Annotated in this window: 9 protein-coding genes, 1 tRNA gene and 2 pseudogenes; 8 read left to right on the top strand and 4 right to left on the bottom strand. The window is 39.6% G+C overall.

The features are described from left to right. Positions 1-168: 168 nt before the first annotated feature. Positions 169-1,371: a PD-(D/E)XK nuclease family protein gene (locus AN394_RS20145; protein ID WP_054561280.1), complete on the bottom strand. Its 1,203-nt coding sequence runs from the start codon at positions 1,369-1,371 to the stop codon at positions 169-171. Positions 1,372-1,561: 190 nt separating this feature from the next. Next, positions 1,562-2,717, bottom strand: a pseudogene (locus AN394_RS20140) (IS3 family transposase). Between the two features lie 158 nt (positions 2,718-2,875). On the opposite strand from AN394_RS20140, the pseudogene AN394_RS20135 reads away from it, so the two are divergent. From AN394_RS20135 to AN394_RS20125, 3 genes and pseudogenes are all read left to right on the top strand, one after another. Beyond that, positions 2,876-3,823 (top strand): annotated as a pseudogene (locus AN394_RS20135) (IS30 family transposase). A 415-nt stretch (positions 3,824-4,238) separates the two neighbouring features. Further along, positions 4,239-4,490, top strand: a complete 252-nt coding sequence (locus tag AN394_RS20130) for a tetratricopeptide repeat protein (RefSeq protein WP_054561281.1) — start codon at positions 4,239-4,241, stop codon at positions 4,488-4,490. Positions 4,491-5,019: 529 nt separating this feature from the next. Further along, on the top strand, positions 5,020-5,577 hold the full coding sequence (locus AN394_RS20125; RefSeq protein ID WP_054561282.1) for a hypothetical protein: 558 nt from the start codon (positions 5,020-5,022) through the stop codon (positions 5,575-5,577). 489 nt (positions 5,578-6,066) lie between these two features. Here AN394_RS20125 and AN394_RS20120 read toward each other — a convergent pair. Continuing rightward, positions 6,067-6,143 (bottom strand) — tRNA-Pro (locus AN394_RS20120). 105 nt (positions 6,144-6,248) lie between these two features. Next, positions 6,249-6,866: an arylesterase gene (locus AN394_RS20115; RefSeq protein ID WP_054553006.1), complete on the bottom strand. Its 618-nt coding sequence runs from the start codon at positions 6,864-6,866 to the stop codon at positions 6,249-6,251. Between AN394_RS20115 and AN394_RS20110 the strand changes: the two genes are divergently transcribed. The 5 genes from AN394_RS20110 (at position 6,867) to ruvB (ending at position 12,374) form a co-directional block, all read left to right on the top strand. Then, positions 6,867-7,586, top strand: a complete 720-nt coding sequence (locus AN394_RS20110; protein ID WP_054561283.1) for an ABC transporter ATP-binding protein — start codon at positions 6,867-6,869, stop codon at positions 7,584-7,586. Next, positions 7,576-10,077 carry an ABC transporter permease gene (locus tag AN394_RS20105; protein WP_055022385.1) on the top strand — a complete coding sequence of 834 codons (2,502 nt, stop codon included), beginning with the start codon at positions 7,576-7,578 and terminating at the stop codon, positions 10,075-10,077. Before AN394_RS20110 ends, AN394_RS20105 begins: the two co-directional genes overlap by 11 nt. A 138-nt stretch (positions 10,078-10,215) precedes the next feature. Next, positions 10,216-10,740 (top strand): crossover junction endodeoxyribonuclease RuvC, encoded by a 525-nt coding sequence (gene ruvC, locus AN394_RS20100; protein ID WP_054561285.1) that lies wholly within the window; start codon positions 10,216-10,218, stop codon positions 10,738-10,740. A 1-nt stretch (position 10,741) separates the two neighbouring features. Next, a complete protein-coding gene (gene ruvA, locus AN394_RS20095; protein WP_055022384.1) occupies positions 10,742-11,362 on the top strand; it encodes a Holliday junction branch migration protein RuvA in 621 nt (206 codons plus the stop codon). 7 nt (positions 11,363-11,369) lie between these two features. Next, a complete protein-coding gene (gene ruvB / locus AN394_RS20090; RefSeq protein WP_054553011.1) occupies positions 11,370-12,374 on the top strand; it encodes a Holliday junction branch migration DNA helicase RuvB in 1,005 nt (334 codons plus the stop codon). Positions 12,375-12,574: the final 200 nt, after the last annotated feature.

The following is a 12,574-nucleotide window of genomic DNA, read 5'->3' as shown; positions in this document are numbered from 1 at the left end:
CGCAATTAGCCATTCACTTCGAAGGTAGGTTAGATGGCGTGCTAGATATTTAGCAATTTAGGCTGACACAGAATTCTGAACGCCCTCCTTTATTTTGCATAAACTCAACTTTTTGAAAGTTTTTTTGTTTGAAATTTAATTTGTTTTACCACGCTAATTTTATTTAAGTTAGGTATTTCCATTTATGAAACTTGTTGCTTCTGTCCAAAAAACATATAAGTCATCAATCATCGTTTTGACTAGTTCAGCTCTGCTTTCTTTATCGACCAGAATGGCTACACTTTCGGTGTTAGGGTTTTTAAAATTTATTCCGTCTTGGGTATAACGCCATATAGGCCACCATTCACTTGTGCTACCTGACAGATTCTTTCTTAAAAAATTGGATAGTTCTTTGTGCTCTTTTGGATTTTGCGTCTTGTTACACCAAATACCAATACACATTTGGTGGGCTATCTCTAGTGATATATAAGCTGAAGACTCTTTGAGAGGAAAATAAAGACCGTAATATTTGTTATTTCTAGAAGAGGTGTAGTAGTTGCTTATAACGTCTTTTGGAACTATTTCATTCGAGATTGAATCTTCACTTAATTCACCTAATTCGGGATAGTATTTTTTTTGATAATTAACTAATTCAATCCATAATTCATTTTGGATATCAATTAAATTTTCTATGTAAGCTTGTTTTATGTCATTAACATAAAGCATATTATCATCAGCTAAGAGGAGGTTTTTTAATTCTTTCATATACTGCTCGTTTTGGTTTATTCCTGAGAGTTTTGAAATGAGATCTGTATATTGAGAAATGCTTTCTCTGACAGGTGGGTTTAATGCGGCATGTCCGACACTTTGTGTAAGCCATTTTTTGATTTCATGCTGGTAGCTAATACAGTTGAATTTATTTCCTGCAAGAAAATCAATTGGTATGCCATTAACGCTTTGCTCTAATGGTTCATGACCATTTAGAGTTAAGTAATAGAACCATAAATTATCTTTGTTAATTCCTTCACTAATGGCTGTTTGAAAGTATCGATTGAGTTGGTTATCTTGATCATCAGCATATATTTTATTTTCGATTATGATTGCTTGGTTTCGGTCGTTTTTAATATAAATATCAATGTTCTTGTATTCATTAATAACTTCGACATTTGATAAATCAAAACCTTCTACTTCTAAAATCTTCATGAGCTCTTTAAGGAATTTTAGCTCACGTCCATGAGTTTCTTTCGGGTTTAACAACGATGCTAAAAAGCGTGAATGAAGGCGAACTTCGTCAGATTCACTTCTTAAAACAGTAAATAGATTATATGAATCAGGTTTGTAGTATGTTTTTTTTATTAATGAGACTAACTTAAAAAAATGATTATTAATCACAGTCGTCTGATTTCCATGTTTAAGTTAAGTTACATCAATGAATTTATCATAAAGTGATCGAAATTTATTTTTATATTTGATAACTTTAATAAAAATAACTATATATATTCAAGGGAATTGATGCAGGATAAAGAAAAAATTGCGGTGTTCATTGATGCCGATAATGCTCCCTCCAAGAAAATTGTTCTGTTCAACTCCAGCCGGACACTTTTCTTAAAGAATTTTCATACTCTACTGGTGACTGATCGTTATTAGCTGAGTGCAGCCTTTCTAGATTGTAATATTTCATATATCCTGCAACATCATTTCTCATGTGTTCACGAGTTGGCTGAGCCACTTTTAGCAACCAATCATGCTTCAAGCTACCAAAGAACCTTTCAACAACAGCGTTATCCCAACAAGCTCCCACATCACCCATGCTTGCTCGCATACCAAACTGCTTTAACAGGTTTCGGTATCGCTTACTCGTATATTGAGACCCTCTGTCAGAAAGAAACACCAAGCCCTTGGCTGGTTTTCTTAAGTTATAAGCTTTAATCATGGCTTTCATCACTAAATCTGTCGTCATACGTTTATCAATATGCCAGCCAACAATTCGCCGAGAATATAAATCCATGACAACAGCAAGGTACATCCAACCTTCCCCTGTTTTCAGGTACGTCACGTCGCCAGCCCAAATTTGATTCGGTGCTATCGGATTGAAATTCTGGTTAAGCAAATTATCTGCAACTGCGTCTGAGTGCTTACGCTTAGTTGTTACTTTATAAGCTACTCGTTGTTTAACCACTAAATTGAGCTTCGCCATTAACTTTCTGGTTTTATAACGCGTTATTTTAAAGCCTTCTTTGCATAATTTTTTACATAACTCACGATAGCCTAAGCTTTCTCTGCTGCATTTAAACAGTGCTTTGGCTCTACGATAAAGATGTAGTTATTCTGTCGTTATAAGCTTTGCTGGACGTGCCAGCCACGCGTAATAGCTTGAGCGATTTACCTTTATAACAGAGCATAATTTAATAACGCGATAAGCTTGGCTATTTTCCTTGATGAACTGATACTTTACTTCATTTCTCTCGCAAAGAAGGCACTGGCCTTTTTTAAGATCTCTTTCTCCATTTTGAGATCTTTGTTTTCTTTTCTTAGGCGCTTTAGCTCGGCTCGCTCATCTTCATTGAGTGAGTTCCCAGCTTGTTGCTCTTCGAGTTTAGCTTTCCAGTTATAAATAAGTTTGGTTGTGATCCCTAAGGACGCTGCGGCCTCTGAAACTGAATAGCCTTGCTCTGTTACTAAAGCAACTGCTTCTTGTTAAATTCGGTTGTATAAGTTTTGTTTTTTCGTTTTGTCATTTAACACTTTAATATTGGAACATTTCCTATTATTAAGTGACAATTGAACTAAACCCCGAATTCAGATAATAAGTGCACCACTCATGGTTAAACGGTGAGAAGAGATCAACTGCCTGTTGGTGGTACTCTGTAATCGCCAGAAAACAAGAGTAGATACCATGAGTTACAAGCAGTTGATCGAAGGGCAAAGATACCAGATTGAGGCTTACTTACGCGAAGGTTTTAGCTTTCGAGAGATAGGGAAAAGGCTAAAAGTGAGCCACAGCACTATAAGTCGAGAAGTTAGGCGCAATAGTACTCGAAGTCATTACTTGCCTGAGGTTGCACATTCAAAGACATGTAAGCGAAAACGTCTAGCTACCAAGTATTCTATGCCAGCACTTACAGTTGCGTTCGTTGAGTTTGGGTTGGAGCAAAAATGGAGCCCTGAGCAGATTGCGGGTGTAAGCAAAATTATCGGGCATCCTGTGAGTCATGAATGGATTTATGGCTATATTCAAAAAGAAAAATTGAGTGGTGGCAAGTTATACAAACATCTGCGACAAGGACACAGACGTTATCTTAAAGGCAGCCGAAGCAAACGTGTCATCATCCCAAATCGTGTTGGCATTGAGCATAGACCTGCGATTGTTGACACCAAAACACGATTTGGTGATTGGGAAGCGGATACAGTACTTGGAAAGCATGGTACGGGAGCAATCGTTAGTTTAGTCGAACGTACAAGTAAGTTTTACCTGATACCCAAAGTGCCAGCAAAAAGTGCAGAGGAAGTGAGCAGAGCAATGATAGGTATGCTGTGGCGCTATCGACGCCATGTTCATACGATAACCGCAGACAACGGTAGTGAGTTTTGTGAACATGAGCATGTTTCAGACAAGCTAAAAACCGACATCTACTTTGCTAATCCCTACTCATCATGGGAGAGAGGGTTGAATGAGAACTTTGATGGCTTGTAGCCTCAATACATTCGCAAAGGAACTGATTTACGAACGGTGACAGATAAGCAAATTGCGCACATAGAAAAGGCGCTCAATGCGAGGCCGAGAAAATGTCTAGGGTTTAGGCAACCAGTGGTAATATTCGATGAATTACGCAAAGCAGCCTAATTTAGCGAGTGGTGCACTTCGGACTTGAATTCGCGCCTAGTTACAACATGTTTTTTGAATTTATATTAACAATTGTATCAGTGTGTATTTTATTTGATTTTTATTTGTTTATTGGAAATCAGAAAGATAAAATTTCCCAGTCACTTGGTTGCAATTGTTATTAAATAAACTAGTTGAGTCATATAAATAAAGAGTATATAAATCCACTAAAAACGCACTTTTTAAACACGCACTATTTTTATTACCAAGCTTAGCTCTCACTTTTAAATAATTAACGAAATTTGTCGGATACTAGGTAATATAAAGGATTAATTAATATGTACTCTGTAAAGCCTATAATTTTATTACTCGCAATGTTTTCACTTCATGTTTTCGCTACTGATGATTTTACAAAGGGGTTATCGCATATGAACAAATGCAGTATAAGACTGCGTTAGCCCATTATAAAAAAAGCAGCCACGCAGGGGGATATCCTGAATCGCAACATAATGTTGGTGTAATGTACGAGAAGGTGCAAGGCGTTGCTGTATATGACAAGCAAGCTTTTTATTGGTATACGAAAGCTGTTAAGCAGGGCTATGCTAGTTCTCAAGTTAACCTCGGGTTTATGTATAATTATGGCAAAGGCGTAAAACAAGACTTTGAGCAAAAAGGTATTTTGGTATGAAAAAGCATCTAAGTAAGGTAATGGAGCAGGCCTAAATAATCTAGGGGTTATGTATTACAAGGGTACAAGTGTAAAAAAGCAGCTAAGCAAGGTGAGGCTGATAGCTTTTTTATACTTGGGGTAATGTATTTACTTGGAAAAGGTGTTGCTGTAGATGGCAAGCAAGCTTTTCTATGAATAAAAAAGCTGCTGAACATGGAAATTCGTTAACGCAACACAATCTCGGGGCTTTGTATTTTAATCTATATCGAACAAACCAAGCTGGGTGTCGCTAACTAGACGCTTACTGTCAAACTGTTCTTTGCGGATATATTCATAAAAATGAGCGACGCGCGCATGTTGTTCCATTTAACTTTACTTAATAGTTTTAGAAAACTTAGTGTTAGTAATACCTTAGGTTATTTATTAAAACTATATAAAATAGATAAGTGAGCGTGGCGTCAGCAGAAATATACGCGGTGAGCGCACTATTAAATGTTATATTTTTAATCGCACCATATGGTGTATTTCAACCATTAAGGAAAATAAAATGAAAAAACTCCTCTCATTAGCTCTATGTTTATTAAGTTTTAACTCATTTGCTTTGGGTGGCTATGACTCTCTTACAGATATTGAAAAGAAGGTTCTAAAATCAATTGTTACACAGCTTGGTATCACTGATAGCGATAATTCAATCAAAAAGAAGATCTATGATGCATCTGATTATGCATTTGAAGGCACGTGGGGATCATATTGGACTGGATTGGAAGAACTTTCTTCATCTAAATACAAAGATGGGGCTGAAAAGGGAGTTATTGAAATTGCATTAAATAATTCTAAAAACGGGACGTATTTTTTGACATACATTTATAAACCAGAAACATCACAGATCATATTATTTAGTAAACAAATTAGATATGGTAGAAAAAAACACCTCTTAGATGAGTTTGAAAAAAGAAAAAATAACAAAGAAAAATATGAACTGCGCCATGAAGGTGATAACTACGCAATGCTTCAAGAAAAAGGTAAAGTTGATTACGAATTTTTTCATGTTTCAGGGGGCACTGGCTCTTTAGTTTATCAAACCCAAGGAACTATTGACTTGTAAAAATATAACAAGTAAATCAACTGGGATTTAAAAAGCTTGGCTCGCCTCATTCTTCGGCAGTATAGCCAAGCTTTTTTAAACCCGTTATTTAGGCGTTACTGATTAAATACTCTAACGTGTTTTTGTCCAAAAGCGTGTTAGAGTGGCCGTCTGCTTCTCGTTCAAACCTATCAGTCAGGAGCAATTCTAACCTAATTGCCAAAAGCATAAGATCATATATGGGCTGCCACGATTCATTGCCCGTCTATTACACATTATTTATCTGAAAAGCTTTTATAAAATTCTATCTTTGGGAAGGTAACAAAGGTGCCATTAGCTGTCTTCCTATATATCCCCTCAATCAACACATAATCTAACCTAAAAATGAGAAAATAAATTTGGTTAAGTATGGTGCGATAAATGTGCGATATAAATAAAAGAATACGGAGTTAAGGTGCGATAAAGTAAATAAGTAAGTTAACTAACTTACTGAATAGAGTGTAGAAAAGATGGTCGGCATAGCAGGATTTGAACCTGCGACCCCTGACACCCCATGACAGTGCGCTACCAAGCTGCGCTATATGCCGACGTTGCAAGCCATAGTACGGCTTTTTTTATAAAAATCAATATCTCCGCTGTTCGATTGCTTGTTTATTGTTCAGGTAATCTGCATTAAATCAATGGGCTAGAGGTTAATCTAGCCAATCGTTGATCGTTTTGTACATAAAGTCGCGTATTAATGGTTGAGCATCGGCATTAGGGTGCAGGTTATCGTTTTGCATAAGTTCTGGACGGCCTGCAATACTAAGCATGAAAAAGGGCATGAGCTCAGAATCTGTTTCATCGGCAATGGTTTTAAAGCTATCGGTGAAAAGTTTGGTATAACGCGGGCCATAGTTTGGTGGAATTTGTACTTCCATTACGGCGGTTTTCGCCCCAATTTTTTGGCTTTTTGCAATTAAATCACGTAAGTTAGCTTGCAGGCGTTTAATAGGGAAACCTCGTAAACCATCGTTTCCGCCAAGCTCAATGAGTACATGAGTGGGTTCAAATTCGCTTAGTAACGCGTCGAGCCGTCTTAGGGCGCCACCTGTGGTTTCACCGCTAATACTGGCGTTTACTAGGTATACAGATTGGTCTTTTTCATCGTACTTATCTTGTAACAATTTAACCCAGCCTTGCTCTTGTTTAAGTCCGTAAGCGGCGCTTAAACTGTCACCTAGAATTAAAATTGTGTTGTCAGCTGCTGCCGTAAGTGGTTTGATTACTAACAGTAAAACGAATATAAAACGTAGGATTGGATGCATCATATGTCAGCGCTTTCTCAATTAAACATCATTCAAGTTAAAGGACTTTCTAAAACGGTCACCACGGTTGAGGGCGACCTGACCATCCTCAGTGACATCAGCTTTAATGTCAAGTCGGGCGACTCAGTTGCCGTGGTGGGCACCTCAGGTTCGGGTAAGTCCACTTTATTAAGTTTATTAGCAGGCCTTGACCAATCAACGGGCGGCAGTATCCATTTAGACGGAGCCGCATTACACGAATTAGATGAAGAAGCACGCGCAGCACTTCGCGCTGAAAAAGTAGGATTTGTGTTTCAATCTTTCATGCTTGTACAAAGCTTAACAGCTCTTGAAAATGTAATGCTTCCGGCAGAACTTGCAGGAAGCAAAGACGCTAAGCAGCAAGCACTTGAGTTACTTGAAAAGGTAGGCTTAAGCCATCGTGTTGGTCATTACCCATCGCAATTATCTGGCGGTGAGCAGCAACGTGTAGCAATTGCTCGTGCATTTATTGGCACACCGAAAATCTTATTTGCCGATGAACCGTCAGCGAACCTAGATAGCAAAAACGGTAAGTTAATTGAATCTTTATTATTTGAATTAAATAAGGAGCACGGCACAACACTCATTTTAGTAACCCATGATGAGCAGCTTGCACAAAAGTGTCAGCAAATTTTACATATTGAAGCAGGGCAGTTAGTAACTGTAAAAGAAAGCGAAGGAGTGCAAGCGAATGTGGGCTAAATTAGCACTAAAACTGTTTTCACGTGAGTTTAAGCGTGGCGAATTAACAGTGATCAGTGCAGCAATAGCCTTAGCTGTTCTCACTGTTTTAACACTGTCTATGGTTACCGACCGAATTGGCCAAAGTATTGAAGAAAAAAGCAGTGCCTTTATTGCCGCTGATCGCGTTTTAGCAAGTAACCATGCTTTACCTGCTGAGTTTTTAGAAAAAGCCAACCAAGAAAACTTACGCACCGCTAAAATAACCTACTTCGACACCATGTTATTTGCCGGTGACGAAATGCAACTTGGCTCGGTTAAAGCGGTATCAAATACCTATCCGTTAAAAGGTGAGTTAAAAGTAAAAACCAGCCTGACTGACCAACCACAAGTAACTACTGCTATCCCAAGTCGGGGTGAAGTGTGGTTAAGTGAATCTGTGTTTTATGCGCTAAACATTAAAGTGGGCGATAAAGTAGAGCTTGGTGCTGCTACGTTTACGGCTAGTCATGTTGTAGCTGAAGAGCCAGATGCACCGTTTAATGTGTTTTCGAGCAGCCAGCGAATCTTAATTAATGAAGCAGACATTGCTGTTACAGAGGTAATTCAGCCGGGCAGCCGGGTGTTTTACCGCCAACTTTATGCTGGCGATAAAGACAACTTAGATAGCTTTTATGCGTGGTTAAAACCACAAATGAAAGAAAACCAACGCTGGTATGGTGTTAAAGACCGCCAGTCACCTATTTCTAATAGTTTAAATCGTGCCGAAAGCTATTTATTGCTAGCTGGTTTACTTGGCATTATTTTAGCTGCCGTTGCTATTGCGGTATCTGCAAAACGTTATTGTGAACGTCAGTACGACCCAGTTGCTATGATGAAAACGCTTGGCGGTAGCCGCGCGATGATCCGTAAGATCTATTTATTACATTTGAGCCTTGTATGTTCAATGTCGGTGATTGTCGGTTTACTGATTGGTTATGGTTTACAAGCGGTTGCAACGGATTATTTGGCACAAACCATGGGCTCAGCATTGCCGAGTGCATCGGCAAAGCCTTGGATCATTGCGATTAGCACGGGTGTGATTTGTGCGGTTATGTTTTCAATTAAACCGCTACTCGATTTATTTGATATTCCGCCGCTACGTGTACTGCGTCGTAACTTAGGCGACCGTTTATTAGTAAGTAAAGTGCACCTTACTATGTCGGCGCTTACTGTGTTTTTACTGATGTGGTTATTTAGTAACAACATCAAAATTAGTGCAATTTTGTTCCTTTCGACGGCATTTTTAATTGCGGTGTTATTTGGTTTATCAAAGGTTATTTTTGGTGGTGGCCGCAAACTTGGCTTGAGTCCGGGCAATAGTTGGTCATTGGCGATTGCGTCAATTCAAAAGCGTGCCAATGTGAATGCGGTACAATTAATTAGCTTTGCTTTGGCTATCAAGTTATTACTGTTTTTAATTGTACTTAAGAACGACATGATTTCGGATTGGCAGTCTCAGCTTCCTGAAAATGCCCCTAATTCATTTTTAGTGAACATTACTGAGCAAGAGTTAGAGCCTATAACTAGCTTCTTAGCGCAAAACGATATGCCAACGTCTGATTTCTATCCGGTTGTCCGTGGCCGTGTAAACGCCGTAAATGGTGAGTTGGTTGCCCGCGAAGTATCGCAAGAAGACAACGAAAAGAAAGACGAAGAAGCCCGCTCTGGTATTGGTCGTGAGTTAAACCTAACTTGGCGTAAAGACTTACCTAATCAAAATGAGCTTATCGACGGTACATGGTTTAGCGAAGACTCAGTAGCCGAGGCATCGGTAGAAGAGTCGATGCTTGAACGCCTTGATGTACAAATTGGCGATACGCTTACTTTCTTAATTGGTGCGCAGTCGTTTGATGCAAAAATTACCAGTGTACGTAAGGTTAATTGGACCACACTTAAACCTAACTTCTTTATTATTTTAAGCCCTGATGTACTAGCGAGCTTTCCTGCTACTTATATTTCATCAGTGAATGTAAAAGCAGAGAAAAAACGTGAGTTTAATGAGTTGATGCGTCAATACCCAACGGTTAACGTGATAGATGTTGAGAGCTTTATTAAACAAATTCGCTCAACCATAGAGCAAGTATCGTTAGCGATTGGCTTTGTACTAGCGATTGTGGTTGCCTGTGGCGCTTTAGTGCTTATTTCACAAGTGCAAGCAAGTTTGGGTGAGCGTATGCAAGAGATTGTTATTTTGCGAACCTTAGGTGCGAAAGGGCGCTTAATTAAAAATGCCACCTTATATGAGTTTTTACTATTAGGCGTTACCGCAGGCTTAGTCGCAGCGATTGTCAGTGACATCGCTCTGTTAATAGTGCAAAAACAGATGTTCGATTTAGCAGGTAAGTTCCACCCTCATATTTGGGTGATTGGCCCTGCAGTCGGTGGCTTATTTGTGGCATGTTTAGGTTATTTGATGATAGCCCGCACAATGCGAAAAAATACCCAAGGCTTATTACGCTCACTCGCGTAAATGTCTTTCTTTAGGGTTGACTATAAAATGCTCGCAATTGCGGGCATTTTTTATGAATTGCAATTGGTTACTGGTAATTTATACAGTGCTCTGGCATTATTAACCGCAGATAATAATGATAATAGACGGTTCAGTTAGTTGGCGATTATTTTAGGGATTGATCCTGGTTCACGATTAACAGGGTACGGCGTGATAGCTCACCAAGGTGCTAAATTCACTTATTTAGGTAGTGGCTGCATTAAATTGGCCGATCACGATTTTCCGGTACGCTTAAAAATGATTTACCAAGGGATCAGTCAATTAGTAGAGCAATTCTCACCAGACAGTTTTGCTATAGAAAAAGTGTTTATGGCACACAACCCAGACTCAGCACTTAAACTCGGTCAAGCACGTGGAGCAGCGATTGTTGGCGCTTCAATGGCAGAGCTGCCAGTTTATGAATATTCAGCTAGGCAAATTAAGCAGGCCGTTGTAGGTAATGGCGGCGCCGATAAGTCTCAAGTACAGCATATGGTTAAAAACATTTTAAAGCTGCCAGGTACCCCTCAAGCCGATGCCGCAGATGCCTTAGCAATTGCTATTTGTCATGCACACTCAGAACAAAATTTAATAAAACTTGCGGGCAGTGCGAGCAAAACCGTAAGAGGACGATTAAGGAAGTAATATGATTGGTCGATTAAATGGCTTACTTGTTGAAAAGCAGCCACCAGAAATTCTTATTGAAGTAAGTGGTGTAGGCTACGAAGTGCAAATGCCCATGACTTGCTTTTATGATTTACCGGCAGTGGGTGAGCAAGCGGTTATTTATACCCATTTTGTGGTACGTGAAGATGCCCAGCTATTATTTGGCTTTAACAACAAAACCGAACGCGCTTTATTTAGAGAGCTTTTAAAAGCCAATGGTGTAGGGCCAAAACTTGGTCTTGCTATTTTATCGGGTATGTCAGCGCAGCAATTCGTAAGTTGTGTTAACAATGAAGATGCAACAACACTGGTTAAACTGCCAGGTGTTGGTAAAAAAACGGCTGAGCGTTTAGTGCTCGAAATGAAAGATAGACTCAAAGATTGGGGTAATGACTTATTTACACCATTTAGCGATAATGCCGTCATTGAGCCATCAAGTGATGATACCCTAGTGGCAAATAATGCTGCCGATGATGCAGTATCAGCACTTGTGGCATTAGGCTATAAGCTACCGCAAGCACAAAAAGCGGTTAAAACAGTGAACAAACCAGATATGACGACTGAGATTCTAATTAAAGAAGCTCTAAAATCAATGTTGTGAGTAAACCATGATTGAAGCAGATCGCTTAATAGATGCGAGTGAACAAAGTAACGAAGACAGTGTTGATCGTGCAATACGACCAAAGCTGTTAACCGATTACACAGGCCAGCCGCATGTTAAGCAACAAATGGAGATTTTTATCGAGGCCGCTCGCCACCGTGGCGAAGCGCTGGATCATTTATTAATATTTGGTCCGCCGGGTCTTGGTAAAACTACACTTGCAAACATTGTAGCCAACGAGCTTAACGTTAATATTAAAACAACGTCGGGGCCAGTACTCGAAAAAGCAGGCGATTTAGCCGCACTTTTAACGAACCTTGAAGAAGGCGACGTACTGTTTATTGACGAAATACACCGCTTGAGCCCGCAAGTCGAAGAGATTTTGTATCCCGCAATGGAAGATTATCAGCTGGATATAATGATAGGTGAGGGCCCCGCAGCACGCTCAATCAAGCTTGATTTGCCGCCATTTACATTAATTGGTGCAACAACGCGTGCTGGCTCACTCACCTCACCACTTAGAGACCGTTTTGGTATTGTTCAGCGATTAGAGTTTTATTCTGTTGAAGACTTATCAAAAATTGTTGCCCGCTCAGCAAGCTTTTTAGACTTAACCATGTGTGATGAAGGTGCAACCGAAATCGCCAAGCGTTCACGCGGTACACCGCGCATAGCAAACCGTTTATTACGCCGCGTTCGTGATTACACCCAAGTGAAATCAGACGGCAAAGTGAATGCCACAGTTGCAGAGCAAGCCCTCGATATGATTGATGTAGATAAAAGCGGTTTTGACTACATGGATAGAAAATACTTGCTAGCTATTATCGAAAAATTTATGGGCGGCCCAGTTGGCCTTGATAACCTAGCGGCTGCAATTGGCGAAGAAAAAGAAACCATTGAAGATGTGATAGAGCCGTTTTTAATTCAACAAGGCTTTATTCAGCGTACCCCACGCGGACGACTCGTTTCAGACATTGCTTATTTACACTTTGGGCTAACGCCTGAGAAATAACTAAAACCCCGCGGTTAGTTACAAGCTTTAAGCTATAAGTATCAAGCAGCTCGAGAGAGCTGCTTTTTTTTATCGAGATAACTTGCTTATATTAAGTAGGTGTATAGGTTTTTACCGCTTACCGCTTACCGCTTACCGCTTACCGCTTACCGCTTACCGCTTACCGCTTACCGCTTACCGCTTACCGCTTACCGCTTACC

The organism is Pseudoalteromonas sp. P1-26 (assembly GCF_001401795.1).
Classification (GTDB): domain Bacteria; phylum Pseudomonadota; class Gammaproteobacteria; order Enterobacterales; family Alteromonadaceae; genus Pseudoalteromonas.
Note: the sequence above shows the minus strand (reverse complement) of the source record. Positions and strands in the feature narration are given on the sequence as shown.

Bases quoted from the DNA above. Each gene is read 5' to 3' on its own strand.
- AN394_RS20130 (WP_054561281.1), top strand. From the start codon at position 4,239: ATGCAGTATAAGACTGCGTTAGCCCATTATAAAAAAAGCAGCCACGCA.
- AN394_RS20125 (WP_054561282.1), top strand. From the start codon at position 5,020: ATGAAAAAACTCCTCTCATTAGCTCTATGTTTATTAAGTTTTAACTCA.
- AN394_RS20115 (WP_054553006.1), bottom strand. From the start codon at position 6,866: ATGATGCATCCAATCCTACGTTTTATATTCGTTTTACTGTTAGTAATC.
- AN394_RS20110 (WP_054561283.1), top strand. From the start codon at position 6,867: ATGTCAGCGCTTTCTCAATTAAACATCATTCAAGTTAAAGGACTTTCT.
- AN394_RS20105 (WP_055022385.1), top strand. From the start codon at position 7,576: ATGTGGGCTAAATTAGCACTAAAACTGTTTTCACGTGAGTTTAAGCGT.
- ruvA (WP_055022384.1), top strand. From the start codon at position 10,742: ATGATTGGTCGATTAAATGGCTTACTTGTTGAAAAGCAGCCACCAGAA.
- ruvB (WP_054553011.1), top strand. From the start codon at position 11,370: ATGATTGAAGCAGATCGCTTAATAGATGCGAGTGAACAAAGTAACGAA.